Genomic DNA, 24,256 nt, shown 5'->3' on the forward strand with positions numbered 1-24,256 from the left:
CATCGGCCCTCCGTCCTGCGCACCGCGACAGGCGCGGGCCTGGGCGGTGCGGAGGCCGTCAGTGCTGGTGCGGGACCACCGGCTCTCCCTCGCGGTGTTCGGCGAGCAGGGCGAGATCCACGGGCGCCTCGACTCCGAGTTCGGCGTGCACCCGCTGGTAGATGCCCTGTTCCAGGAGCGGGGCCTGGATCTGCTGCCAGGGGGTGGGACCGACCAGCGGCGTGATGCGTTTGATACGACTCACCAGCCAGTCGCAGCGCATCGACCAGTACCCGTTGGCGGCGCCGTGACGGGCGTCGTCGAGGTCCCGCCACAGATGGGCGAGTTCCTCCCGCAGAGCTGCGCTCAAGTGACCGGTCCCGGCGCCGGGCAGGCCGGAGGGGGCGTGAGACATGGTGCGTCCTCGCGTAGGAGTGGATCTGTCCGCGAGGACAGCCTGCCGTGCGGATGTGCCGCCGCGGGCGATATCGCCGAAACGTCCGTCCTCCGTGGGCGCTCCCGGTACGTTCGGTCGACGCTGCGCCCGTACCGCGCACCGTCACACACCTGCCGCGCCTCGGGGCGGACCGATCCGCGCCCGCGGGCCCGTCCGCCCTGTTGCCGGGGACGGCGCCGGGCGGTGCCGCCCCTCGCGTCAGTTGGCCCCGGCGGTGGCGTCCCGCTGCGACCGGGCCACCACGAGGTAGTCGTCCGTGGCCAGGTCCATCACGACCTCGGCCGCGAACCCCGCGCTGCGCTTGCGGGCCGCGAACTCCTCGGCGGGCCAGCTGCCCCGCGGCCCACCGGCGGGGAAACGTTCCAGAATCTGATGCGCGTTCATGAGGTCCACACCTCCACCATCGGGGCACCCCGCCCCGTTCACCGTGAACGACCCGTGATTCCAAGGCCGTTCCCTCCGTCTGCCCCGGAATGCCCGGGGCAGACGCCCTGCGGCGCAGCTTCTTCCCGGCCGTGCGCCGAACCCGTGTGGGACGGGGGCGGCCGACTCGCGGTCCGTCGGCCGCCCGGGGGTTTCCCCCACGGTGTGTTCCGGGCAAGCCACAGGGGGCCACGAAGAGAGGGGGGACCCGTGATCGTCTGGATCAACGGAGCGTCCGCGACGGCGGCGCGCGCGGTTGCGCGGGACTTGGTCGACCTGCTCCCGAACAGTACGCTCCTCGATCCCGAGACCGTCACGGGGAGGCTTCCCGAGCTGCTGCCGCACAAGCGGCTCGCCGAGGCCGGGGATCTGAGGGAACTGCCCATCTGGCGGCGGCTGGTGATCGACACCGCGGCCGCCCTGATCGCCGAGGTCGGCGGCGATCTCGTCGTCCCGCTGCCGCTGCTGCGACAGGACGTCAGGGACACGCTCTTCGGCGGGCTCGCCTCCCGCCGGATCGCCGTGTGCCATGTGCGGGTCGAGTTCGAGGAAACGATCCTGCGGGCCTGGGCGAAGGCCGGTGAGGAGGACGGGGCCCCGCGCGTCCCCGCGCCCGCCCCCGGCGCGCCGCCCGGCACCACCCAGCCCGCGCCCGGTGAACGGCCCGAGGAGGAGCCCGGTCCCGAACTGGCCGCCTACCGCGCCGCCGTCGGCGAGTGGCTGGGACAGGACGCCCATCCCGTGCCTGCGGACCCGACGGGCCCGCGCCGTACCGCCGAGGCCGTCGCCCGCGCGGTGTCGAGCGGGGCGGCCGGGGCCTGCGACATCGTCCAGACGCCCGAACCCTCCGCCGAGACGCTCGCTGCCGGCGTCCTGCTCTTCGACGACCAGGACCGCGTCCTCCTGGTCGACCCGACGTACAAACCCGGCTGGGAGTTTCCCGGCGGAGTCGTCGAACACGGCGAGGCCCCCTCGCTCGCCGGCGTGCGCGAGGTCGCCGAGGAGACCGGCATACGGCTCGCCGGGACACCCCGGCTGCTCGTCGTCGACTGGGAGCCGCCCATCCCGCCCGGATACGGCGGGATGCGCCTGCTCTTCGACGGCGGCCGGCTCGACGCTCCGCAGGCCGACGGCGTCCTCCTGCCGGGGCCCGAGCTGCGGGACTGCCGCTTCGCGACCGAGGCGGAGGCGGCGACGATGCTGCCCCCGGTGCGGTACGCGCGGTTGCGCTGGGCCCTGCGCGCCCGGGAACGCGGCTCCGCCCTGTACCTCGAACGAGGGGTTCCGGTGGGCGTACGGCTTCCGTGACCGGCGCGTTCGCCGCCCCGGCCCCTTCGCACGTCTCCTCCGGCTCCGGACGCCTCTACTCTGCCCGCATGCCGACAGTACTGGTCAACGGGCTCCCCGGAGCCGGCAAGACGACGCTCGCCCGGGCCCTGGCGACGCACTTGCGCTCCCCGCTGTTCAGCAAGGACGCCGTCAAGGAGACCCTCGCGGACACCCTGGGCCCGCTCCGGCCGGCGCACTGCGACGACCGCGAGTGGAGCAGGACACTGGGTACGGCGGCCGCCGAGACGCTCTGGACTCTCCTCGCGGGAGCGGCCGGCAACGCCGTCCTGGAGAGCCCGTGGCTCGCGCACACCCGGCCCTTCGTGCGGAGCGGGCTGCGCCGCGCCGGGATCACCCTCGTGCACGAGGTGTGGTGCGAGGTCCCCGTGGACGTGGCCCGCGCCCGCTGCACCACGCGGGCCGCCGGCCGCCACCCCGTCCATCCCGAGCGGCCCGGCGGACACGAGGGCGACTGGGCGCTGTGGGCGCGCGGCGCCCGGCCTCTGGAGCTGGGACCGGTGCACCGCGTGGACACGACGGTCCCGGTCGACGTGGGCGCGCTCGCCGCCGCGATCGGGACGCCACGGCACTGAGCGGCGCCCGGCCGCTGTCCCGGCGGCCGGAGGCCCGCGTCCCGCTCGGCGCGTCAGCGGTCAGAGGTCCGCGTCCCGTTCGGCGGCGGTGATCAGGGCCGCCGCCGCGTTTCCCGTCACCGGGTCCCCGTGCCCGCAGCACAGGACGCCGGGACCGAGCACGGACAGGCGGCGCAGGGAGGCCCGGGCGTCCTCGCGGTCCGCGTGGAAGACCCCCAGCGTGACGCGCTCCACGGAGGCGACCGTGTCCCCGGTGAACAGCACCCCGTGCACGGGCAGATGAACGGCGATGCTCCCGGGTGTGTGCCCGGGCACGTGGACGACCCGGGCGCCGCCGCCGAAGGGCAGCGGGTCCCCGTCCTCCAGTTCGCGGTCCACCTCCGTGGGCGGCGCGGGCGGCAGCCCCCGGGTCCGCTCCCACAGAGGCCGCTCCCAGTCGAGCAGCACGGGGGGCGGCAACGCCTCCTCGCCCCTGATCGCCGACGCCTCCAGACGGTGCGCCAGCACCTCCGCGCCGAAGCGCCGCGTCAGCTCCTGCGCCGCGCCGCAGTGATCCTCGTGCCCGTGCGTCAGGACGATCCTGACCAGCCGCTCCGGGTCCAGACCGAGCGCCCGGATCCCGAGAACCACCTCCTCGGCGGCCCCCGCCGTGCCCGAGTCGATCAGTGTCAGCTCCCCGTCGTCCGACCAGAGATACGCCTGGCCCACCGGGAAGCGGAAGAGATGTAAGCGCGGCTGTACGGCGATGACGTCCATGCCGGAACGGTACGCAGGCCGGCCGCCGGGCAGGTCTCACTTCGCTGTGAGCGCAGTGGTGCCAGGGAGCGGCCGGCGGCCCGGATCAGGCGGAGGCGGCCGTGGCGTAGTCCCGCAGGAACAGCCCTTCGGCGACTGCCAGGCGCTCCAGTTCCTCGGGCGAGACGCTCTCGTTCGGCGCGTGGATCTGCGCCTCCGGCTCGCTCAGCCCGATCAGCAGGATCTCCGCCTGCGGGTACAGCGCCGCCAGCGTGTTGCACAGGGGAATGGAGCCGCCCTGTCCCGCGTACTGCATCTCCTGACCCGGGTAGGCGGCGCCCATGGCCCGCGCCATCGCCGCGTACGCGGGGCTCGTCGTGTCCGCTCGGAAGGGCTGGCCCTGCCCGACCTGCTCGACCGTCACCCGCGCGCCCCACGGCGTGTGCCGCTCGATGTGGGCGGACAGCAGCTCCGTGGCCTTCGCCGCGTCCGTCCCCGGCGGCACCCGCAGACTCACCAGAGCCCGCGCGCCCGCCTGCACGGAGGGCGTGGCGCCGACGACCGGCGGGCAGTCGATGCCGAGCACCGTCACGGCGGGCCGCGCCCAGATCCGGTCGGCGACCGTGCCGGAGCCGGTCAGCTCCACCCCGTCCAGCACCTTCGCGTCCTTGCGGAAGTCGCCCTCCGCGTACTGCAGTCCGTCCCACACCGCGTCCGCGTCGAGCCCGTCCACCGCGGTGGAACCGTCCTCGGCGCGCAGGGAGTCCAGGACGCGGACGAGTGCCGCCAGCGCGTCCGGCGCCGCTCCGCCGAACTGGCCCGAGTGCAGGTTGCCCGCCAGCGTGTTCACCTCGACCCGCACCATCGTCATCCCGCGCAGCGTCGAGGTGACCGTCGGCAGTCCGACCCGGAAGTTGCCCGAGTCCCCGATCACGATCGTGTCGGCGCGCAGCAGTTCGGGGTGCGCCTCGGCGTACCGCTCCAGACCGCCCGTGCCCTGCTCCTCGGAACCCTCCGCGACGAACTTCACGGTGACGGGGACCCCGCCGTTCGCCTTCAGCGCGCGCAGCGCCAGCAGGTGCATGACGACACCGCCCTTGCAGTCGGCCGCGCCACGCCCGTACCAGCGCCCCTCGCGCTCGGTCAGCTCGAAGGGCGGCGTCAGCCACGCCTCCTCGTCCAGCGGCGGCTGCACGTCGTAGTGCGCGTACAGCAGGACCGTCGGCGCACCCTCGGGGCCGGGCAGGCAGCCGTAGACCGACTGGGTGCCGTCCGGCGTGTCGAGCAGGGCGACCTCCTCGAAACCCTCGGCGCGCAGCGCCTGTGCGACCCAGTCCGCCGCGCCCTGCGACTCGCTCCGCGGGAACTGCTCCCAGTCCGCCACGGAACGGAAAGCGACCAGCTCGGTCAGCTCCCGCTTGGCCTCCGGCATGAGAGAGGCGACGGATTCCGCGATCGGATTCGGCGACATGGGCACGCTCCAGAGGGATGCGACGTTGTATCTGCGTACGTGTGTACGTTCAGCGAATGATCTCTCGATCCTCCCACAGCCGGAATCGGGGGACACCCGCCGTAGGATGCCCGGGAAAACCGGGTGACACTCAGCGACCAACCGCCGGATCGGGAGCAGAAGCACATCGTGAGCAGCGAGAACACAGCGGACGACGCACAGACGGCGACCCCCCGTACCGTGTGGGACGTCGTGGTCGTCGGAGCCGGCCCCGCGGGCGCCTCGGCGGCGTACGCGGCAGCGGTCACCGGCCGGCGCGTCCTGCTTCTGGAGAAGGCCGAACTGCCCCGCTACAAGACCTGCGGGGGCGGCATCATCGGCCCGTCCAGGGACAGCCTGCCCCCCGGCTTCGAGCTTCCCCTGCAGGACCGGGTCCGGGCCGTGACCTTCACGCTCGACGGCCGCTTCAGCCGCACCCGCCGCTCCCGGCAGATGCTCTTCGGGCTGGTCAACCGCCCCGAGTTCGACCTCCGTCTGGTCGAGGCGGCGCAGAAGGCCGGTGCCGAGCTGCGCACGGGTGCCGCCGTCTCCCGTGTCGAACAGCACGGTCCCGCCGTGCCGGACCGCAGGACCGTCGCCGTCGTCCTCCAGAGCGGCGAGACGCTGCTGACCCGCGCGGTCGTCGGAGCCGACGGCAGTGCCGGCCGGATAGGAGCACATGTCGGGGTCAAGCTCGACCAGGTCGACCTCGGTCTTGAGCTGGAGATCCCGGTCCCGGAGACCGTCGCCGCCGACTGGGCCGGCCGCATCCACCTCGACTGGGGTCCGCTGCCCGGCAGTTACGGCTGGGTCTTCCCCAAGGGGGACACCCTCACCGTCGGGGTCATCTCCGCACGGGGCGAAGGCGCCGCCACCAAGCGGTACTTGGAGGACTTCGTGGCCCGCCTGGGCCTGGCCGGCTTCGAGCCGAGCGTGTCCTCCGGCCACCTGACGCGCTGCCGCAGCGAGGACTCCCCGCTGTCCCGGGGCCGGGTGCTCGTCGCGGGCGACGCGGCCGGTCTCCTGGAGCCCTGGACGCGCGAGGGCATCTCCTTCGCGCTGCGCTCCGGGCGGCTCGCGGGGGAGTGGGCGGTGCGGGTCTCCGAGTCGCACGACGCGGTGGACGCGCGCCGTCAGGCCCTCAACTACGCCTTCGCCGTCAAGGCCGGTCTCGGCGTGGAGATGGCCGTCGGCCGCCGGATGCTGTCGATCTTCGAACGGCGCCCCGGCCTGTTCCACACCGCGCTCACCAGCGTGCGCCCCGCGTGGAACGCCTTCGCCCGCATCACCCGCGGCGCCACCACCCTCGGCGAACTCGTGCGCAGCCACCCGCTCGCGGGCCGGGCCCTCCAGGTCCTCGACCCGCACCCCAGGAACGGCGGCGTCACGCAGGCCGAGGACGAGCCCGCGGCGGTGCCTGCCGCCAAGGGCGAGGCGGAGGACGGGACCGGGGCTACCGCTCCACGCTGATCAGGAACACCGGGTGGTCCGGGGCGGCCGCCGCCAGTTCCTCCTCGGAGGCATCGGCCGTGACGCCCCGGAAGTAGCCCTTGACCTCCCAGCCCCACTTCTTCAGATAGCTGCGCAGCACCTCGGGACGCTCCGCCACGGGGACCTCCACCGCCGTGAACCGGCTCCGCCTGCGCCCCACCCGCAGCTCTCCGCCACCGGCCACCCGCATGTTCCTCACCCACTGCCCGTGCCCCCGCGCCGACACCAGGTACTGCTTGCCGCCGTGGCGGTGCGGGTGGACCGGGACGCGCTGCGTTCTGCCGCTCGTACGGCCTCGCACGGACAGCTCCGCCGTGCCCAGCAGGCTCACGCCGTGCCGCGCCAGCCAGCCGGCGACCAGGTTGACGCGGGCGCTGAACCCGGCGGGGGCGAGGTAGTAGGGCTGTGCGGACGCGGGTTCGTTGACGGACATGCGGTAGACCCCCTGGTCGGTGGCGGGCAGGCACGGCGGACGCCGCGCCTGCCCGCGCAGCAGTACTCGCTGTGACGAGAGCAGTGCTCTCGCTTGCGGGATCGAGCATGACAGGGACGGATGATCCTTACAAGAGCACTGCTTTCTGTTGTGAGCGGTGCTCTTGCTTAAGTGCAGTGCTCTCGTTTCAATGCCCTGCTCTCGTTCTGGTCCGGTGCTCTTGGCGCTGACATCATGGAGGGCATGAGCGCTGCACACAGGGACCGAACGACGTACCCCGCGCAACCGGCCGGGGCCGAGGAGCCGACCGGGGCCGAGGAGCCGACCGGGGGCGTCGAGCCGACCGGGGACGGCGAGCCTTCGACGCGACCGGCCGGTGGCCGGGCGCGGGGGGCGGCCGGCGGGGCGCGGGCCAGGGCGCGCGAGGAGATCACCGCCGTCATCAAGGACGAGGCCCGTCGCCAGCTCGCCGCCGAGGGTGCCGCGAAACTCTCCCTGCGGGCGGTGGCCAGGGAGATCGGCATGGTGTCCTCGGCGCTCTACCGCTACTTCCCGAGCCGGGACGAGCTGCTGACGGAGCTGATCATCGACGCCTACAACGCGCTCGGTGCCGCCGGGGAGGAGGCGGACCGCTCCTTCGTGACACGTCTCGCGGAGGCGGCCGAAGGGTCCGCAGGCCTCGCCGGGCCGGACGGCGGCCTGTTCCCCGCCTCCCTGGCCGACAGCGACCCCGCGTACCGGACGGCCGCCGTGGGGCGCTGGGTCGCGGTATGCCGCGCGGTGCGGGAGTGGGCCCTCGCGCACCCCCAGGAGTACGCGCTCATCTACGGTTCGCCCGTGCCCGGGTACACCGCTCCCACGGCCACGGTGGGACCCGCCTCGCGGATCGCTGTCCTGCTCGTCGACATCGTGCGCGAGGGAAGGAGGGAGACGGGACTCTCGGTGCAGCCGCTGCCCGCGAGCCTGGCGGCCGAGGCGCGCCGGCTCGCCGACGAGGTGGCCCCTGATCTCCCGCCCGCCGTCGTCATGCCCATGGTGGCGGCCTGGGCCCAGCTCTTCGGCCTCGTGTCCTTCGAGGTCTTCGGCCAGTTCAACCGGGTCGTCGAGAGCCGGGAGGACTTCTTCGTCCGCTCCGTGGCCGTACTGGCCGCGAGCGTGGGGCTGGTCGCCCCGATGGAGGGGGCGGGCGGTGCGGGCACCGTCCCCGCGCCGTGATCCGGCGGGTGGGACCCGAGGGGCAGGGGGCCGGGCGGCCTCGGTGGGAGTGACGGCACAGCGGTGGGGGGCCGGGGGGCCGTGGTGCGAGTGACGGTGTCCCGCCCGCCCTGAGCGTGTGCCGGTACCGCTTCAGGCGGTCTTGGTGCCGGTGTCGACGTGGCGCGTCGTCCACCCGATCACGGCGGCCACGGCGGCGAGCAGCGCCACGCTGAGCAGCGCCGTCGGCAGCGAGAACCAGTCGGCCATGAAGCCGATCGCTGGCGGGCCGAGCAGCATGCCGCCGTAGCCCAGTGTCGAGGCGGTCGCGACCCCGCCCGGGCCGCCGAGGATCCCGGCGCGCCCGATGGTGACGGGGAAGACGTTGGCCACGCCGAGGCCCATCAACGTGAAGCCGACAAGGGCGGGCCACAGCGAAGGGGCCAGGGCGCCGAGCAGCATGCCGGCCGCCGCGAGCACCGAGCCGCCGACGACGGTCGCCGTGGCGCCCACCCGCTCCAGCAGACGCGTGCCGGACAGCCGTCCGACCATCATCGCGAGAGCGAACAGCGAGTACCCGGCGGAAGCCGTACCCGCGCTCGCGTCCAGGTCCTCGTGCAGGTGCAGGGCGCCCCAGTCGGCCATCGCCCCCTCGCCGTACGAGGAACACAGAGCCGTCAGCCCGAGGATGGCCAGGAGACCGCCCAGGTTCCCGCGTGCGGGGGCGGCGGCCGGGGTGTCGTGCCTGCCCGCCCCGGTCTCGCCGTCCGCCGAGGCGGCCGACGCGGTAGCCGACGTCCCCGCCGCCGGAGCCTCGTCTGCGGCCGGCCCCGTCCTGACCGGCCGGGCCGGAGTCCGGCGCAGCGGCTCGGGGGTTCCCGGGGCGCGGTGCCCCAGCAGAACCGGGCCCGCGGCGGCCGTGACGAGCAGTCCGATCACCGTGAGCAGCAGAAGGTGGCGGGTCGGTGAGAGATGCGAGGCGACCAGGCCGCCCAGCCCCGCGCCGAGCATGCCGCCGAGGCTGAACGCGGCGTGGAAGCTCGGCATGATCGGCCGGTGCAGCACGTTCACGAGATCGACGGCGGCGCTGTTCATGGCCACGTTGATCCCGCCGTACCCCACTCCGAAGATCAGGAGGACGCCGCCGAGGGCCCAGGCCGAATGCGTCAGCGGCGGCAGCGCGATGGCGAGCGAGAGCAGTACCGCGCAGGCCACGGTGACCGGATGGTTGCCGTAGTGGCGGCACGCGCGCCCGATCAGCGCCATCGTGACCACGGCCCCCGTGGAGACCCCGAGCAGCGCCAGTCCCAGCGCGCTCGCCGAGGCGTCGGTCTGCTCCTTGATCGCGGGAATGCGGACGACCCACCCGGCGAAGACGAAGCCGTCGAGGGCGAAGAAGACGGTGATGGCGACGCGTAGGCGCCGGAGGGAGGCGGGGGAACCGTCGGAGGTGACGACCCTCGCCCGGCCTATTTTGTTCAGTAGCGGCACAAAGGCAGACTAGGCGGCCCGGGAGGGAGCCCACAAGGGAGAACCCGTGCTCACTTGCCGAACCCGCCGCTCGGACGTGCCCTCCGGGCCGCAAGGTGGTGTCCCCGTCGGGTCGCGAGGTGGTGTCCCGGCCGGACCGGGGAGTGGTGTCCCGGCCGGGCCGGGAAGTGGTGTCCGCGTCGGTTCGGGAGGCCGAGTCGAGTGCGGTGCGCTGTCCGAGCCGGACCAGGCGTCCGGCCGGCCGTGAACGGAGCCCCGCGCAGACCGCGCCCCCTGCCCGTCCGAGACCTCGCCCCCGGCCGGCCCGCTGTCGGTCCCCGGTGCGATGCTCGCAAGCATGGCTTCTCTTCTGCCGCGTCCGCGTTCCGTTCTCGCCCCCGGGGCGGTGCACGTCCCGGAGTGGCTGGGCCCCGAACGGCGTCGCGAACTGGTCGCGGCCTGCCGCGCCTGGGCCACCGGCCCGGTGCCCATGCGCCACACCCGGCTGCCACGCGGGGGCGTCATGTCCGTGCAGACCGTCTGTGTCGGCTGGCACTGGCAGCCCTACCGCTACAGCCGTACCGCCCAGGACGTGAACGGAGCGCCGGTGGCCCCCTTCCCCTCCTGGCTCCGCGATCTGGGCCGGGAAGCCGTGGCCGCCGCGTACGAGGACCCGGAGGCGGCGCGCGCGTACGCACCGGACGTCGCCCTGGTCAACTTCTACGAGGGGGCGGCGACCATGGGCATGCACCAGGACAAGGACGAGCGTTCCTCCGCGCCGGTCGTCTCCCTGAGCGTCGGGGACACCTGCGTGTTCCGGCTCGGCAACACCGAGACCCGCACCCGGCCCTACCGCGACGTCGAGCTGGAGTCCGGCGATCTGCTCGTCTTCGGAGGCCCCTCGCGCTTCGCCTACCACGGTGTGCCCAAGGTGCGTCCCGGGACCGGCGATCTCGGTGACGGTCTCGCACGGGGCCGTCTCAACGTGACACTGCGCATGACGGGCCTGCCCGGCTGAGCGGGAGACCCGGCCCGGCGGAACGGCCCGCCCGCACGGGACGGCCGGTCAGGTGCTCGGCGGGGGAGGGGAGCGCGCCGTGGGAGACTCCCCGGTATGAACGGCAAGGCGGCCCCCCGCGCGGCGGGGGATGGGTCCACCCGTACCCGGCTGGAGCGCGGACGTACCGCGCTCGGCCCGGCGTTGGAACTCGTGCACACCGGGCGGGCGCCCACCCGCGCGGTGCTGACGACGGAACTGCGGGTCACGCGGGCGACGGCGGGCGCCGTGGCCGCTGAACTGGAGGCGCTCGGCCTGATCAGGGTGGACGCCCGGCCGACCGCCCCGGCCGGGTCGCACGGCCGCCCCTCCCATCGCCTCTCTCCCGACCCCGACGGTCCCGTGGCCCTCGCCGCACAGGTGCACGCGGACGGCTACCGCGCCGCGCTCGTCGGGCTCGGCGGGCGGATCGTCGCGACCTCGCCCGGCTGCGAGATCGTCGAACCCGATCCCGCGCACGTCCTCGGCGCGGTGGTCGACGCGGGGATCGGCCTGCTGCGCGCCACCGGGCGCCGCTGTGTGGGGGCGGGGCTGGCGGTTCCCTCGGCGGTCGCCGAACCGGAGGGCACCGCCCTCAACCCCCTGCACCTCGCCTGGCCCGCCGGTTCACCGGTACGGGAGATCTTCGCCGACCGGGTACGGGAAGCGGGCCTCAACGTGCCCGCGTTCACCGGCAACGACATCAACCTCATGGCCCTGGCCGAGCACCGGCACGGCACGGGACGCGGCGCCCGGCACCTGCTGTGCGTGGCGACCGGGCACCGCGGGGTCGGCGGCGCCCTCGTTCTGAACGGCCGTCTGCACACCGGGAGTTCAGGGCTGGCCCTGGAGGTGGGCCACCTGACCGTCAACCCGGAGGGCCGTCCCTGCTTCTGCGGAAGTCGCGGCTGCCTCGACGTCGAGACCGATCCGCTGGCCTTCCTCGGCGAGGCGGGCCGGGCGCCCGGCCCGGAGGACTCCCTGCTCAAGCAGGCCAACGACCTGATCGCGCAGGAGCCAAAAAGTCCCGGGGTGCGGGCCGCCGTCGAGGCGCTGACGGACCGGCTGGGCCTCGGGCTCGCCGGGCTCGTCAACCTCCTGAACCCGGACCGGATCATCCTCGGCGGACTCCATCGCGCCCTGTTCGAGGCCGACCCGGAACGGCTGCGGGCCGTCGTCGCCGACCGGAGCCTGTGGGGGCGCAGCGGCAGCGTGCCCATCCTGGCCGCCGCCCTCGACCACAACAGCCTCGTCGGCGCCGGGGAACTGGCCTGGCAGCCGACCCTCGACGACCCGCTGACGACCCTCGCCGGCCGCTGAGCCGGGGCGCGCGCCACCGCACCCGCCCCCGGCTGTGCGGCCGGCCGGTCCCTTCGCGGTCACGGCCCGTCCGACGCGGGAGCCGCTCCCGCGCCCGCGCGGGACCGGGCCCTATCTGACGGCGGCCGCCCGGACGACCCCGCGGCTCGCGGTGCCGGCCTGTTCCGGGGGCAGTGCGGGAAAGGGTTCGGACGTCGTCGCGGCGGCGTAGCGAGGCCGCAGAGCCTCGGCCGGGGCCGGTTCCCGCAGGGGCACGGATTCGCGCGGGGGCGCCGACAGGGTGAACCACACCACCTTGCCGCGGTCCACCTCGGGCCGCACGCCCCAGCTCTCGCTGACAGCGGCGACCAGGGCGAGGCCCCGCCCGCAGGTCTCGGAGGAACCGGCCTCGCGGATCTCGGGAACCCGCGGGTCCCGGTCCCGTACCGACACCGTGAGGACGCCGAGCAGCAGCTCGATCTCCACGGTGCAGGTCTTGTCCGGCTCCGCGTGCCGGTGGACGTTGGTCAGCAACTCGGTGACACCGAGCGCCGCTCCGTCGATGAGGTCGTGCAGATGCCAGTAACGCAACTGCGCCGACACGATTCTGCGGACCTGTCCGATCCGCGACGGCAGGGCCTGAAGCTCCACCGCGCAATGCCTGCTCGGCTGGCTGATCACTGCTGCCACTCCCCGAAGTGAGTCCGGAAGAAGACGATGATCGCGCCCGGCGGAGGTCGCCCGCCGTCGGGACACAGGGGACCGGTGGTGGCTGGTTCGCAGCGTCATCGCCGGTTGACCCAGAGTGAGGTGAGACCACAGTGGCCCAGCCGCACCGGGCCCGCAACTCGTCGGCCACGGGCGCCGCACGACCGGGAACACGTTTCCCGGTCCGGCGGCACGGACCAGGCGAGGAAGAAGCTCCCCGCACACCGTCCGCGCACCGGACGGCCGTTCAGGCCCCGGCTTCACCGTCAGGGGAACGAGCCGTGCGATCGTTCGACGCACCACTGACGGCATCGCATTTCGCCCTCCCCTCGGTGCTGCCCGCCGGACACCGCACCGCCGGACGGCAGGCCGTCCGACTCGGTGCAGTCTGCTCCAGGGGGCGGGCCCCGCACCAGAGGCGGCGGCCCCCGCGCCGGTACATGCCCCCGGTGCGCCGTGACGCGCCCCTGTCCCACCGGTCTCCGCCGGTTTGCCCCAGGGGCGCCTTTGGCCAGCTCAAAGTGGTGTTTATGCAGGTGAGAAGCGTGCCGAATGCGTCTAGGATCGCCTCACCGACCGAGTGCGGACGGCCGCCCGGCCGCTCGCCCCACCCGAGGAGCGGCGCGGTGACCACCCCCCAGCAGACCCGCCCGGCAGGCCCCCTGCCCACACTCGACGCCGACCACAGCGACCCGGCGTACCGGGCCTGGCTCAAGGAGGCCGTGCGCAAGGTGCAGGCGGACGCCAACCGCAGCGCCGACACCCATCTGCTGCGCTTCCCGCTGCCCGCGCACTGGGAGGTCGACCTCTACCTCAAGGACGAGTCGACCCACCCCACCGGCAGCCTCAAGCACCGCCTCGCCCGCTCCCTGTTCCTCTACGCGCTGTGCAACGGCTGGATCAGGCCCTCGGCGCCGGTCGTGGAGGCGTCGAGCGGCTCGACGGCGGTTTCCGAGGCGTATTTCGCGAGCCTGATCGGCGTCCCGTTCATCGCGGTCATGCCCCGCACCACCAGCCCCGAGAAGTGCCGGCTCATCGAGTTCCACGGCGGCCGCTGTCATTTCGTCGACGACCCGCGGACGGTCTACGCAGAGTCGGCGGCCCTCGCGCGGGAGACCGGCGGCCACTACATGGACCAGTTCACCTACGCCGAACGGGCGACGGACTGGCGCGGCAACAACAACATCGCGGAGTCGATCTACCAGCAGCTGAGGCTGGAGCGCCACCCGGAACCCGCCTGGATCGTGGCGACCGCGGGTACCGGCGGCACCTCGGCGACCCTGGGCCGCTACGTGCACTACATGCAGTACGACACCCGGATCTGCGTCGCCGACCCCGACTTCTCCTGCTTCTACGAAGGCTGGACCCGTGACGACCCGGCGGCCACCAGCGAGCACGCCTCGCGCATCGAGGGCATCGGGCGGCCCCGGATGGAACCGAGCTTCGTGCCCGGCGCCGTCGACCGCATGATGAAGGTGCCCGACGCGGCGAGCGTCGCCGCCGTACGGACCCTGGAGCGGGCCCTGGGACGCAAGGCGGGCGGCTCGACCGGGACCGGGCTGTGGAGCGCCCTGCGCATCGTCGCGGACATGCTCGCCGAGGGCCGCAAGGGCAGCGTCGTGACCCTGCTGTGCGATCCCGGCGACCGCTACCTCGACAAGTACTACTCCGACGACTGGCTCGCCGGGCAGGGACTCGACATCGGCCCCTACACCGCCGCTCTCGACGCCTTCCTCGCGACGGGCCGGTGGCCGGCCGACGGGGCCTGACCCGCCGCCCGGTTCACTGCCGCAGCGGCGGGGCCTGCGCGATCACCAGGTTGTCCAGGTGCTCCCTGACCTCGGCGCGCGCCTCGTGCGACAGACCCTCGTCGGTGACCAGCGTGTCCACCGCGTCGAGCGGCGCGAAGGAACTCAGGCCCACCGTGCCCCACTTGGTGTGGTCGGCGACGACCACGACCCGGCGGGCGGCGCGCACCAGCCGCCGGTTGGTCTCGGCCTCCGCGAGATTGGGGGTCGAGAGACCGGCCTGGGGAGCTATCCCGTGCACTCCCAGGAACAGCAGATCGAAGTGCAGGGAGTCGATGGCGCGGTCCGCGACCGGGCCCACCAGCGAATCGGAGGGGGTGCGCACACCGCCGGTCAGCACCACCGTCGCCGCACCGGGGCGAGGCGCGGAGCCGCCGGCCGCGCTGTGGAACACGTCGGCCACCCGCACCGAGTTCGTGACGACCGTCAGTTCCGGGACGTCCGCCAGCCGCTGGGCCAGCGCGAAGGTCGTCGTCCCTCCGGACAGGGCGATCGCCTGGCCCGGCACCACCAGTTCGGCGGCGGCGCGCGCGATGGTGTCCTTCGCGCTCTGCTCAAGACCCGACTTGGCTTCGAAGCCCGGCTCGTGGCTGCTCGCCTCGGTCGGCGGCACCGCCCCGCCGTGCACCTTCTCCACCGCGCCCTGACGGGCCAGCGCGTCCAGGTCACGGCGCACGGTCATGTCCGAGACGCCGAGCCGTTTCGTGAGCTCGTTGACCCGCACTCCGCCGCGCCGCCGTACCTCGTCGAGGATCACGGCCCGCCGCTGCTCCGCGAGGAGGTTCAGGTTCTCGCTCACGTCCGCCCGGTCCTTCCGCATCTGTGTGCCACCGTCACCGCCTTCTCCGCCACCGGGACGCGGGCCGCGTTCCCGCAACTCGTCGCCCGACCGGGCTGCCTCATCCTCCCACGGCACCTCGCGGACGCCGAGTCAGGCGGCACATTCACTCGAATCAGGGGGATTGGGCCCGCAGGGGTGCGTCCCGCGACCCGGACCTGGATTCTTGTACCTGCACATGACAGGCCCGGCGCCGTCCGGGCACGCGGAGCGCCGACCGCACCGTAGCGGCACGACGGTTCCGCGAGGGAGGACAAGGGAGAACAGCGCGTGCAGTCAGACACGGGGGACGAGACCGCCCTCGAACTGCTGGTCCACGGAGTCGGGGGCACCACCCCCGGCGAGATGCTCGACGACCCCGCCACCGTGCGGGTGGCGGGCGACGAGGTCGCCGCGATGTTCCGGCGCGCCAGGGACACGAAGGCCGGCCGGGCCGGGCCCCCTTCCGCACCGCCCCGGGAGGGGGCCGCCCCCGCGCCGGCCGGTGAGCCGGTCCAGGAGGCGTACGTGTGGTGCAACCTCACCTCGGGCAACGGCAGCCGCGCCCTGTGGCTGCTCCTGCTGCCGTTCATGGTGATCAACCTGTCCCACTGGATGCGCCCCGACGCGCACCGCCGCCCCCGGCTCCTGCGCCTGTACGGCCTGCTGGTGCGACTGGTCGGGCTCAGCCTCACCGTCCTGCTCGTGGCCGCAGCCTGCGAGGTGGCCCTCGACCTGACGGCCTGGCAGTGCGCCGGGACGGCGGCCTGCGGGGGCACCCGCTCCTGGCTCGGCTTCCTGTCCCCGCACACCTCACCCGGCGACTGGTGGACCCAGCCCGGCCGCCGCCTCTCCCTCGCCGCCCTCGTCCCTCTCGCCCTGACCGGACTGCTCTGGTACCTGGGGCACAAGACCTGGAGCCGGTACGAGTCGCAGCGGCCGCTGCCGCGGCCCGAGGACGCCGGGGAACAGCCCGCCGCCGACCCCGGGAGCGCCGGGGAACCGGAGCCCGCCGGCGGCCCGAACCTCGGCCGTCCCGGCTTCTGGTACGGCCGGCGCATCGTCGCCCGGCTGCGCGCCGCGCACACCGCCGCCGCCCTGCTCACCGTCGCCGCCGCCCTCGGCACGGCGGTCACCGGCCACGACACCCGGCACGGCGGCGGCCCCGCGGTCCTCGGACAGCTGCTGTGCGTGCTGTACGTGGTGCTCGGCGCCGTCGTCGTCGCGGTCGTGTGCCGCAGGGGGCGCAGCGAACGGCGGCTCGACACGGGACTCGACCGTGCCGTGGTCCGGCTGCTGCCCCTCGCCGCGCTCGCCCTGCTCCTGGCGACCGTCGGGTACGCCGTGGGGGACCGCCCCGACTGGCGCTCCACGGGCGCCCTGCCGGGTGACGCCCTCTTCGGAGCGCTCTCCCTCGCCCAGGGGCTCCTGATCGTGGTCCTCGCCGTGGTGGCCGCTCTCCTGCACCGCAGCGCCCCCGATCCCCGTACCGTCCTGCGCGGCCTCGGCGGCCCCGCCGTCGCGATGCTGTCCTGCGCACTCGGCGGCATCATGAGCGGCGGCGTGGCCCAGCGCGTCGCCGACTGGCTGGACGGCGACGCGACCCCCGGCCAGGGCGCCGGGCCGATGTCCGGACCGCCCGTCGTCCTGTCCTGGCAGGCCGCGGTCCTCCCGCCCATGCTGCTGATCCTGCTGCTCCTCGCCGCCTGGCTCGGCCTGCTCACCTACCGCCGCACCCGGGCCGGACTCGACCAGGTGACGGCGGACTACCCCGGCGAACCGCATGACGAGGCCCGCACCCGGGCCATCGCCCTCGCGCGCTCCGCGGCCGCGCTCACCGACCGGGCCCCGCTTGTGCTCGGGCTCAGCTCCGCCTGCACGCTGGTCCTGGGCGCGGGCGCCCTCCTGGGGGCCTGGGCCACCGGAGAGGTGCCCGGCAGGGCCGCGAGCGGGGCGCCCGCCCTCGTGCACGGCATCGCCCAGTCCAGCCAGGCGCTCGGCTCCTGGCTCATCGGGCTCGGCTTCATACTGCTCGTCACCTGGGGCCGGCGCGCCTACCGCGACGCCTCGGCCCGCAGGACCATCGGCATCCTGTGGGACGTCGGCACCTTCTGGCCGCGCGCCGCCCACCCCTTCGCCCCGCCCTGCTACGCGGAACGCGCCGTGCCCGACCTGACCTGGCGGATGGCCACCTGGACGGCCCGCACCCGGGGCCGGCTCGTCCTGTCCGGCCACTCGCAGGGCAGCGTCCTCGCGGCGGCCGCCGCCTGGCAACTGCCCGCCCCGGCCAGGGGCCGCGTCGCTCTCCTGACCTACGGCTCCCCGCTGGAGCGGCTGTACGGCCGCTGGTTCCCCGCCCACTTCGGGCCGCAGGCACTGCGCTCACTGCACGAGGAGGCCTACTGCTGGCGCAACCTGTACCGGGAGACCGACCCCATCGGCGGCCCCGTGCGGATCCCGGAGGTCGACGCCGCCCCCCTGCGCGACCCGCTCGCCTACGGTCGCGACGACCAGCACCCGCTGCCCACCCCGATCCTCGGGCACGGCGACTACCAGGCCGATCCGTCCTTCGACCGGGAACGCGGCGCACTCCTCGACCGCCTGCCGGCCGGCGGGGTCCTGCCGCGTCAGCCGAAGGGCGCCGGACGGCTCGGCGCCGCCCCCGGCATCAGTCCGGCGCCGAGGGAGGGCTGAGCCGGGCTCAGGGAAGGTCGGGCAGGTCCTGCGGGTACAGCAGCGTCAGGTCGTCGGTGTCCGGCCGCTCGATCTGCGCGACCCGCCCGGCATGCCGTTCCACCATCGCCTCGAAGGTCTGCCGGGCGGTACGCCCGTTGCCGAACCCCGGCCCCTTCGGGAGGGCGGTGAAGTACTTCAGCAACGCGTCCGCCGTCCCCTCGTCCAGCCGGTACTCGTGCTCCTCGGCCTGCTGCTCCACGATCCGCAGCAGCTCACCGGGCCCGTAGTCGCCGAAGGTGATGGTCCGCGAGAAACGCGAGGCCACCCCCGGATTGACGGAGAGGAAGCGCTCCATCTCCGCCGTGTAACCGGCGACGATCACCACGACCGAGTCCCGGTGGTCCTCCATCAGCTTGACCAGGGTGTCGATGGCCTCCCGGCCGAAGTCCCGCCCCGAGTCCTCCGGGGACAGCGCGTAGGCCTCGTCGATGAACAGCACACCGCCCCGGGCCCGGTCGAAGGCCTCCTGGGTGCGGATCGCCGTCGAGCCGATGTGCTCGCCGACCAGATCCACCCGGGAGACCTCGACCAGGTGCCCCTTCTCCAGTACGCCCAGCGCGACCAGGATCTCCCCGTACAGCCGGGCCACCGTCGTCTTGCCGGTGCCGGGGGAGCCGGTGAACACGAGGTGCCGACGCGCGGAGGCCGCCTTGAGGCCGGCCTCCTGGCGGCGCCGGCCCACCTCGATCATGTCCGTCAGCGCGCGCACCTCGCGCTTCACGCTCTCCAGGCCCACCAGCGCGTCCAGCGCACCGAGCACGTCCTCGGAGCTGCGGACGGCGGGCGCCTGTTCCTGCGGGACCGGAGCGGTGCGCGGTCCCGGCACCCCGCCCAGCAGACCCACGCCGGGCGCGGTGGTCTCCACCTCGCGCAGCACCGGCTGCGTCCCGCCGGCGGGGGCGAAGGAAGAGGGCACGGCGGCGGGACGCGCCGAGGCGCCGCTCGCGCTCTCGTCGCTCGTGCAGTCCTCCACGGCGGGGCCGCCGACGGCGGAGCCCTCGGGCAGTTCGTAGCCGCCGCGGGCGCAGCGCTCGGTACGGCAGCGGCGCAGCGTCGTGCGGTCGCCACCGATGATGTGGAAGCCGTAGCCCGCGCTGTCGCTCACCCGGCAGGCGGAGAACGTGCCGCGCCCGTCGGCCGACACGTAGAAGCCGGCCTCGGCCGCCGAGGAGACCGTCGTGCGGTCGACGGTCGGATCGGCGCCCTTGGTCACGATCACCCCGGTCTGCACCTCGTCCACCGTGCAGCCGCTGAGCGTGCCACCGCTGCCGTGGTCCCGGAACCAGGCACCCGTCGAGGCCCTGGTGATCCGGCAGTCGTCGAGCTGGGCGGTCGCCCCGTCGCTCACCGACACGGCCGTGTTGCGCACCTGGGAGAGATCGCTGTCGACCACGTCGACCCGCGAGCCCCGGTCCAGGACGAACAGGGCGTCCGGTACGTCGTGCACGCGGCAGGAGTCGAGCACCGCCGTCGCCCCGTCACTGACCCAGACCGCCGGGTAGTCGCCCGTACTGTCGTGGATCTCGCACTGGTTGGCGTCCACCCGGGTGCCGGGGTCCCACACCGACAGCCCGTTGCGCCCGAACTGCCGCACCGTGGAACGCGTCAGCGTCAGCACCGAGCGCGAACGCAGGTCGATCGCGTTCTCCGGGATGTCATGGATGCGGCAGTCGGCGAGAGTCAGCACCGCGTCGGTGTCCAGCGTCACGCCGTTGGCACTCGTCCGGTGCACCGCGCAGTCCGTCAGGTGCGCGGCGGCGCGCCCCGTGACCTGGATCGCGGACCCCTTGATCTCGTAGATCTCACAACTGAGCGCTTCCAGAGCACTGTTCTCGCCACTGACCGCGAGTCCCGAGCCGGAGGCGTGGTGCACGCGGCAGCGCTCCAGCCGGGGGTGCGCGCCCTCGCGCACCACCACACCGGACTGGCCCGCCGCGACCACCTCGCACTCCTCGAACACGCCGCCCGCCCCGTCCAGCACGGCGATCCCCATACCGCCCGCGTTGTCGATCGAGGAGTGCCGCACCGTGGGCCGCGCCCCGCCCCGCACCTCGATGCCGGCGGCGGACCGGGTCAGGATGCGCAGCCCCTCCAGATCGGGCGCGCAGTCCTCGATCAGGACAGCCGGGGCGGCCGCGTCCTGGCCCTCGATGTGCAGGTCGTGGACCTCGGCCGAGGCGCGCAGTGTCAGCGGGACGCCGTCGGCGGGGGCGATGCGGACGGGGCCCGCCGAGCCGTCGACCCCGCGCAGGACCACCGCGCGCCGGATGTCGAGGTTCTCCCGGTAGGTCCCGGGACCGATGGTGAGGACGTCGCCGTCGCCTGCGGCCTCCAGGGCGGCGGCGAGCGAGCCGTACTCGCCTGTGCGGCGCCGCCACCGCGACGTACCGGCGTGCGTCACCTGGACCGTGCCCTGTGCCATGCGCTGCTGTGCCCCCACCTCGTGCGTACGCGGGTTCGTGTCGGGCCGCCCGCGTGGACGGCGGCCCCCGCCCCGTCATCAGGACGGCGGCCGGTCCACCGTAGCGTGTGCGACGAGGGCGAGTTGACCGGTCCCGGGTCCTGGTCACCGCCGGTCCGTCAGCTTCCCGCGCCCGCGCGCCCCCAGTCGGGACCGACCCGCGCCCAGTCGCGTTGCCACGCGGCGAGCCGCTGCCGGTGGACGCGCCACATCAGGAGCCGGCGCAGGCCCTCCAGCAGCCCGGCCGCCGCGGTGGCCGCCCCGATGCCCGCGAGGGCGGCGTGCGCCTGGGCGGTCGCGGTGTCCAGTGGCCGGTCCATGAGCCGGCCGCGGTCGTCGGTCCACACCGGGAAGGCGTCGCCCGCCCTCGGACGGGACAGCGTGGCGACGGCCTCGCCCTTGTGCCGCACCCCGTCAGGACCGGTCCACGCGGCGAACACGCGGACGTCACCGACGCGTCCGTTGGTCGACTCGGGATCGGTGTCGAAGCGCACCGAACCGGCGGGCCGCAGCACGGTGGCCGTGACCCGGTGCCGGTCCTGCTGCTGGGCGCGCACGGTCTGCTGCAGCGCGTCACCGGTCCGGGTGCCGACGAGGACGCCGGCGAGCGGGGTGAGCAGCACCACCAAGACCACGGCGAGCAGGCCGGTCCAGCCCTCGACCAGATCGGTCGTGCGGCGCAGCGGATTGTTCCGCCACCTCCACAGCCCCGCGATCGCTCGCACCCCTGGCACCTCTTCCGCGTCTGCCCCGTACTGCGGTGGTGGAGCGGCTGTGCCGCCCCCCTCGGCCTCCTCGCTGACAACGGCCGTACCCGCGACCCGGGTTCCCGGGTCGCGGTCGGCTATGCGAAGACCGGCGGGGTGGCGCGCTCCAGCACGGTGAGTGCGTCCCCGACCCGTACGGTTCCGGACGACTCCGGGATCAGGTTGGTACCGAACAGGGCGCCGTTGCCCGGGGACCTGCGGTGCCTGGCCAGGCTGCGCAGTGGTTCCTTGCCCCGCCGGGCGCTGAGCTGGTCGGTCGTCGTGACGATGCAGCGTGAGCAGGGTTTCGGGACCCGGAAGAGCACCTCGCCGACGCGTATGCGCCACCAGCCGTCCTCGGCCCAGGGCTCGGTGCCCTCGATGACCAGGTTCGGCCGGAAACGACTCATCGGCACCGGCCCCTCGTCGGGCAGATCGCCCTGGGAGATCAGGGAGTTGAGGGCGTCGAGGGAGGCGGTCGTGGCGAGCAGCAGCGGGTAGCCGTCCGCGAAGGACACGGTCTCGCCGGGCCGTGCGTACGCCGGATCGATCGGCCGCCGTACCGCTGGATCGTCCAGGTGGACCAGGCGCACCGGCCTGCCGAGGTACGCCCCGCACCACGTGCTCGCCGACTCGGCGGCGAGCACGGCCTCGACCTTGGTCCTGAACACCCGCACCGGCACGGTGGCGACGGGCTCGGGGACCGTCACCGCCAGCGGCTCGGCCCCCGGGGCCGACAGCACGAGAGACCCGTCCGCGCGCGGGGCCGCCGTGAGCAGGGCGAGCCGGGGCTCCTCGCGCTGGGTGATCAGCTTCCCGTCCGGGTCCACGAGCATCCACCGGCGGTCACCTGCGAGGCCCCAGCGTTCGACGAGCACGGCCTCGCGGTCGAGGGCGCGCGCCGCCTTGAGGGGATGGATGTGCACGGAGTGCAGTACGGGTCCGGCCATGCCCCCATCCTTCCACTGCGCCATGACGCGTCGCGCCCGGTCCCCCCTTGGCCCCGGGCGGGGGCGGTGCGGGGCCGGGCGCGGGCTGCCGGGGCGGTGCCAGGGCCTCAGTAACCCCGGTACGGACGGTTGTACGGGTCCTCGTAGGGCGCGGGGCGCGCGGCCTCGTAGCCCTGCGGCGGCGCGGGGCGGTACGCCTGTTGCTGCGGCGGCCCGGGGTAGGGCGCGCGCTGCCCGCCGGCCTGCTGCGGGATGTACGGCGCCGGAGCCTGCTGGAGCGGTGCCGGCTGGGACGCCTGCGGGTACCCGTAATACGAAGGAGGGGCCGGGGGCGCGGGCGCCGCCGGCAGGGCCGGCAGAGCCGACGGGAGAGCGGGCAGGTTACTGCTCGGCTCGTACAGGGACGGCACCCGGATCGGCGCGATCTGCGGCGTGCCCCGCTCCGCCACGAGCGAGTCGTAGATCGGAGTGTCCGGGAAAGACGGCGCGGAGTAGTAGCCGCTGCCGTAAGTGGGGCGGGGGGAGGTCATGGCACATAAGTTAAGCCCACGATGTGCTGGTTGGGGAGACCGATAAGAAGGTTGTTTTGTGTCTCGCTGGCGACTCGATAGCTGCAATGTGATCGAAGTCGATCAAATCGGTCATCCAGGCCCGGGGAAAGCACGTAAATTGCGTGTTCCTTACCGGTTACCGGCGGTTGGACGGCAGAACCTTCGGCCCGTCAGTGGTGCTTCCCCGACCGGCCGTCGCCGACGCGCGGGACAGCCGGAACGAGTCGGAACGAGTGCGGGACGGGGCCGGGGCGGGTCCGGCACGATTCCGGAAAGAGAGGGGGCGCCGTGTCGATGCCCAAGGGTTCCAACCTCCCCGTCCGTGCGAGCGGACTGCGCGTGGAGATCGGATGGCGTGAGGGGCCGGGCGCCCCGCGCCCGCACGCCCTGGCGCTCCTGCTGACCGGGGAGGGGCGGGTCAAGGACGAGCGCGACCTCGTCCGCGCCGGCCAACCCGCCGGGCCCGGCGCCGCCGTCCGCCACGAGGGCCGCCGTACGGCCCCGGAGGGCGAGGTGGAGACCCTGACCGTACGTCTCGACGAGGTCGCCCCCGGGATCGAGCGTCTCGCTTTCGCCGTCTCGGCCGAGGCAGGCGCCTTCGGTGACGTCCAGGCCCTCTTCGTCCGCCTCCTGGACGCGGCCGACGGCCAGGAACTCGCACGCTTCGCGCCCTCGGACGCCACCACGGAAACCGCCTACGTCCTCGGGGAGCTGTACCGGCGCCACGGCGCCTGGAAGTTCCGCGCGGTCGGCCAGGGCTGGAGCGAGGGCCTCGACCGGCTCGCCGCGGAGCACGGCCTCGACGTCCCCCCGCGCCAACCGGCCCGGGCGGTGGCGCAGTTGCCCGGACCCGCCACCCCACATCCGCGGACACCGCCGAGGACGCCGCCTCCCCCGCCCGCCCCCGCGCGCCCGGCCAAGGTCACTCTCACCAAGGAGACGCCCTCCGTCTCGCTGGCCAAACAAGGCGGTTCCTCGGGCACGCTGCACGTCAACCTCACCTGGCGCCCCGCGGGTTCGCGGCAGGGCGGCGGCTGGCGGGCCGGGCTCGCGCGCGCCCTCGCCCCGCCCGCCGCCGTCGACCTCGACCTGTGCGCCCTCTACGAACTCGCCGACGGACGCAAAGGTGTCGTCCAGGCACTCGGCCACGCCTTCGGCTCACTCCACCGGCCGCCCTGGGTCCTCCTCGACGGCGACGACCGCAGCGGCACCCTCGCGAGCGGCGAGAACCTGACGGTGAACCTCGACCACCGCGCCGAGCTGCGCCGCCTGTTGGTCTTCGTCACCGTCTACGAGGGCGCGAGCGGTTTCGCCGGCCTGCACGCCACCGTGACCCTGCGCCCCCGGTACGGAGCGCCCGTCGAGTTCTTCCTCGACGAGTGCACCGTGCCCTCCACGGTGTGCGCCCTCGCCCTGCTCACCCACGACCGGGGCGAACTCGTCGTGCGCCGCGAGGCCCGCTACCTCGTCCCCGCGCCCGGTGTCAGCCCCCAGCGCACCGTCGACCAGGCCTACGGCTGGGGGCTCGACTGGCGGCCCGGCCGCAAGTGA

The 24,256-nt window shown here is 74.1% G+C and carries 21 protein-coding genes; 9 read left to right on the forward strand and 12 right to left on the reverse strand.

Going from position 1 to position 24,256, the window contains the following annotated elements; all coding sequences use genetic code 11:
- Positions 1-58: 58 nt before the first annotated feature.
- Positions 59-394 (reverse strand): hypothetical protein, encoded by a 336-nt coding sequence (locus tag AB0J21_RS21760; protein WP_363147713.1) that lies wholly within the window; start codon positions 392-394, stop codon positions 59-61.
- A 240-nt stretch (positions 395-634) separates the two neighbouring features.
- The gene (locus AB0J21_RS21765; RefSeq protein ID WP_363147714.1) at positions 635-820 is read right to left on the reverse strand and encodes a hypothetical protein; all 186 of its coding nucleotides are present in this window, start codon (positions 818-820) and stop codon (positions 635-637) included.
- 249 nt (positions 821-1,069) lie between these two features.
- Here AB0J21_RS21765 and AB0J21_RS21770 point away from each other — a divergent pair, with 249 nt between their 5' ends.
- Both AB0J21_RS21770 and AB0J21_RS21775 read left to right on the forward strand, forming a co-directional pair.
- Positions 1,070-2,167, forward strand: coding sequence for an NUDIX hydrolase (locus tag AB0J21_RS21770; RefSeq protein ID WP_363147715.1), 1,098 nt, complete (start codon positions 1,070-1,072; stop codon positions 2,165-2,167).
- 68 nt (positions 2,168-2,235) lie between these two features.
- On the forward strand, positions 2,236-2,781 hold the full coding sequence (locus AB0J21_RS21775; RefSeq protein ID WP_363147716.1) for an AAA family ATPase: 546 nt from the start codon (positions 2,236-2,238) through the stop codon (positions 2,779-2,781).
- A gap of 60 nt (positions 2,782-2,841) precedes the next feature.
- Here the strand turns inward: AB0J21_RS21775 and AB0J21_RS21780 are convergent, their stop codons facing one another.
- Positions 2,842-3,537, reverse strand: a complete 696-nt coding sequence (locus AB0J21_RS21780; protein WP_363147717.1) for an MBL fold metallo-hydrolase — start codon at positions 3,535-3,537, stop codon at positions 2,842-2,844.
- A gap of 85 nt (positions 3,538-3,622) precedes the next feature.
- The gene (locus AB0J21_RS21785; RefSeq protein WP_363147718.1) at positions 3,623-4,987 is read right to left on the reverse strand and encodes a dipeptidase; all 1,365 of its coding nucleotides are present in this window, start codon (positions 4,985-4,987) and stop codon (positions 3,623-3,625) included.
- A gap of 168 nt (positions 4,988-5,155) precedes the next feature.
- Here AB0J21_RS21785 and AB0J21_RS21790 point away from each other — a divergent pair, with 168 nt between their 5' ends.
- The gene (locus tag AB0J21_RS21790; RefSeq protein ID WP_363147719.1) at positions 5,156-6,475 is read left to right on the forward strand and encodes a geranylgeranyl reductase family protein; all 1,320 of its coding nucleotides are present in this window, start codon (positions 5,156-5,158) and stop codon (positions 6,473-6,475) included.
- Here AB0J21_RS21790 and AB0J21_RS21795 read toward each other — a convergent pair.
- Positions 6,459-6,929: a nitroreductase/quinone reductase family protein gene (locus AB0J21_RS21795; RefSeq protein ID WP_363147721.1), complete on the reverse strand. Its 471-nt coding sequence runs from the start codon at positions 6,927-6,929 to the stop codon at positions 6,459-6,461. The genes AB0J21_RS21790 and AB0J21_RS21795 overlap by 17 nt on opposite strands.
- A gap of 243 nt (positions 6,930-7,172) precedes the next feature.
- Here AB0J21_RS21795 and AB0J21_RS21800 point away from each other — a divergent pair, with 243 nt between their 5' ends.
- A complete protein-coding gene (locus AB0J21_RS21800) occupies positions 7,173-8,144 on the forward strand; it encodes a TetR/AcrR family transcriptional regulator (RefSeq protein WP_363147722.1) in 972 nt (323 codons plus the stop codon).
- Between the two features lie 132 nt (positions 8,145-8,276).
- Here AB0J21_RS21800 and AB0J21_RS21805 read toward each other — a convergent pair whose 3' ends face one another.
- The gene (locus AB0J21_RS21805) at positions 8,277-9,605 is read right to left on the reverse strand and encodes an MFS transporter (RefSeq protein WP_363147944.1); all 1,329 of its coding nucleotides are present in this window, start codon (positions 9,603-9,605) and stop codon (positions 8,277-8,279) included.
- A 346-nt stretch (positions 9,606-9,951) separates the two neighbouring features.
- Between AB0J21_RS21805 and AB0J21_RS21810 the strand changes: the two genes are divergently transcribed.
- Positions 9,952-10,611, forward strand: a complete 660-nt coding sequence (locus AB0J21_RS21810; protein WP_363147723.1) for an alpha-ketoglutarate-dependent dioxygenase AlkB — start codon at positions 9,952-9,954, stop codon at positions 10,609-10,611.
- Between the two features lie 96 nt (positions 10,612-10,707).
- A complete protein-coding gene (locus AB0J21_RS21815; protein WP_363147724.1) occupies positions 10,708-11,949 on the forward strand; it encodes an ROK family protein in 1,242 nt (413 codons plus the stop codon).
- A 111-nt stretch (positions 11,950-12,060) separates the two neighbouring features.
- Here the strand turns inward: AB0J21_RS21815 and AB0J21_RS21820 are convergent, their stop codons facing one another.
- Positions 12,061-12,609: an ATP-binding protein gene (locus AB0J21_RS21820; protein WP_363147945.1), complete on the reverse strand. Its 549-nt coding sequence runs from the start codon at positions 12,607-12,609 to the stop codon at positions 12,061-12,063.
- Positions 12,610-13,262: 653 nt separating this feature from the next.
- On the opposite strand from AB0J21_RS21820, the gene AB0J21_RS21825 reads away from it, so the two are divergent.
- On the forward strand, positions 13,263-14,405 hold the full coding sequence (locus AB0J21_RS21825; protein WP_363147725.1) for a PLP-dependent cysteine synthase family protein: 1,143 nt from the start codon (positions 13,263-13,265) through the stop codon (positions 14,403-14,405).
- Positions 14,406-14,418: 13 nt separating this feature from the next.
- Here the strand turns inward: AB0J21_RS21825 and AB0J21_RS21830 are convergent, their stop codons facing one another.
- Positions 14,419-15,243 carry a DeoR/GlpR family DNA-binding transcription regulator gene (locus AB0J21_RS21830; protein WP_363147726.1) on the reverse strand — a complete coding sequence of 275 codons (825 nt, stop codon included), beginning with the start codon at positions 15,241-15,243 and terminating at the stop codon, positions 14,419-14,421.
- A 309-nt stretch (positions 15,244-15,552) separates the two neighbouring features.
- On the opposite strand from AB0J21_RS21830, the gene AB0J21_RS21835 reads away from it, so the two are divergent.
- Positions 15,553-17,955, forward strand: a complete 2,403-nt coding sequence (locus tag AB0J21_RS21835; protein ID WP_363147727.1) for a hypothetical protein — start codon at positions 15,553-15,555, stop codon at positions 17,953-17,955.
- 7 nt (positions 17,956-17,962) lie between these two features.
- On the opposite strand, the gene AB0J21_RS21840 is transcribed toward AB0J21_RS21835, so the two are convergent.
- The 4 genes from AB0J21_RS21840 to AB0J21_RS21855 all read right to left on the reverse strand — a co-directional run bounded on the left by AB0J21_RS21840 (position 17,963) and on the right by AB0J21_RS21855 (position 22,684).
- Positions 17,963-20,419, reverse strand: a complete 2,457-nt coding sequence (locus tag AB0J21_RS21840; RefSeq protein WP_363147728.1) for a right-handed parallel beta-helix repeat-containing protein — start codon at positions 20,417-20,419, stop codon at positions 17,963-17,965.
- A gap of 158 nt (positions 20,420-20,577) precedes the next feature.
- Complete coding sequence (locus AB0J21_RS21845; RefSeq protein ID WP_363147729.1) at positions 20,578-21,183, reverse strand: hypothetical protein; 606 nt, start codon at positions 21,181-21,183, stop codon at positions 20,578-20,580.
- Positions 21,184-21,302: 119 nt separating this feature from the next.
- Positions 21,303-22,154: an MOSC N-terminal beta barrel domain-containing protein gene (locus AB0J21_RS21850; protein WP_363147730.1), complete on the reverse strand. Its 852-nt coding sequence runs from the start codon at positions 22,152-22,154 to the stop codon at positions 21,303-21,305.
- Positions 22,155-22,261: 107 nt separating this feature from the next.
- Positions 22,262-22,684: a DUF6643 family protein gene (locus AB0J21_RS21855; protein WP_363147731.1), complete on the reverse strand. Its 423-nt coding sequence runs from the start codon at positions 22,682-22,684 to the stop codon at positions 22,262-22,264.
- A 315-nt stretch (positions 22,685-22,999) separates the two neighbouring features.
- Here AB0J21_RS21855 and AB0J21_RS21860 point away from each other — a divergent pair, with 315 nt between their 5' ends.
- The gene (locus tag AB0J21_RS21860) at positions 23,000-24,256 is read left to right on the forward strand and encodes a TerD family protein (protein ID WP_363147946.1); all 1,257 of its coding nucleotides are present in this window, start codon (positions 23,000-23,002) and stop codon (positions 24,254-24,256) included.

This window comes from Streptomyces sp. NPDC049954 (assembly GCF_040656295.1).
In the GTDB taxonomy this organism is placed as follows: Bacteria; Actinomycetota; Actinomycetes; order Streptomycetales; family Streptomycetaceae; genus Streptomyces.

Bases quoted from the DNA above. Each gene is read 5' to 3' on its own strand.
- AB0J21_RS21815 (WP_363147724.1), top strand. From the start codon at position 10,708: ATGAACGGCAAGGCGGCCCCCCGCGCGGCGGGGGATGGGTCCACCCGT.
- AB0J21_RS21850 (WP_363147730.1), bottom strand. From the start codon at position 22,154: ATGGCCGGACCCGTACTGCACTCCGTGCACATCCATCCCCTCAAGGCG.
- AB0J21_RS21855 (WP_363147731.1), bottom strand. From the start codon at position 22,684: ATGACCTCCCCCCGCCCCACTTACGGCAGCGGCTACTACTCCGCGCCG.
- AB0J21_RS21760 (WP_363147713.1), bottom strand. From the start codon at position 394: ATGTCTCACGCCCCCTCCGGCCTGCCCGGCGCCGGGACCGGTCACTTG.
- AB0J21_RS21780 (WP_363147717.1), bottom strand. From the start codon at position 3,537: ATGGACGTCATCGCCGTACAGCCGCGCTTACATCTCTTCCGCTTCCCG.
- AB0J21_RS21785 (WP_363147718.1), bottom strand. From the start codon at position 4,987: ATGTCGCCGAATCCGATCGCGGAATCCGTCGCCTCTCTCATGCCGGAG.
- AB0J21_RS21860 (WP_363147946.1), top strand. From the start codon at position 23,000: ATGCCCAAGGGTTCCAACCTCCCCGTCCGTGCGAGCGGACTGCGCGTG.
- AB0J21_RS21765 (WP_363147714.1), bottom strand. From the start codon at position 820: ATGAACGCGCATCAGATTCTGGAACGTTTCCCCGCCGGTGGGCCGCGG.
- AB0J21_RS21810 (WP_363147723.1), top strand. From the start codon at position 9,952: ATGGCTTCTCTTCTGCCGCGTCCGCGTTCCGTTCTCGCCCCCGGGGCG.
- AB0J21_RS21800 (WP_363147722.1), top strand. From the start codon at position 7,173: ATGAGCGCTGCACACAGGGACCGAACGACGTACCCCGCGCAACCGGCC.
- AB0J21_RS21795 (WP_363147721.1), bottom strand. From the start codon at position 6,929: ATGTCCGTCAACGAACCCGCGTCCGCACAGCCCTACTACCTCGCCCCC.
- AB0J21_RS21840 (WP_363147728.1), bottom strand. From the start codon at position 20,419: ATGGCACAGGGCACGGTCCAGGTGACGCACGCCGGTACGTCGCGGTGG.
- AB0J21_RS21775 (WP_363147716.1), top strand. From the start codon at position 2,236: ATGCCGACAGTACTGGTCAACGGGCTCCCCGGAGCCGGCAAGACGACG.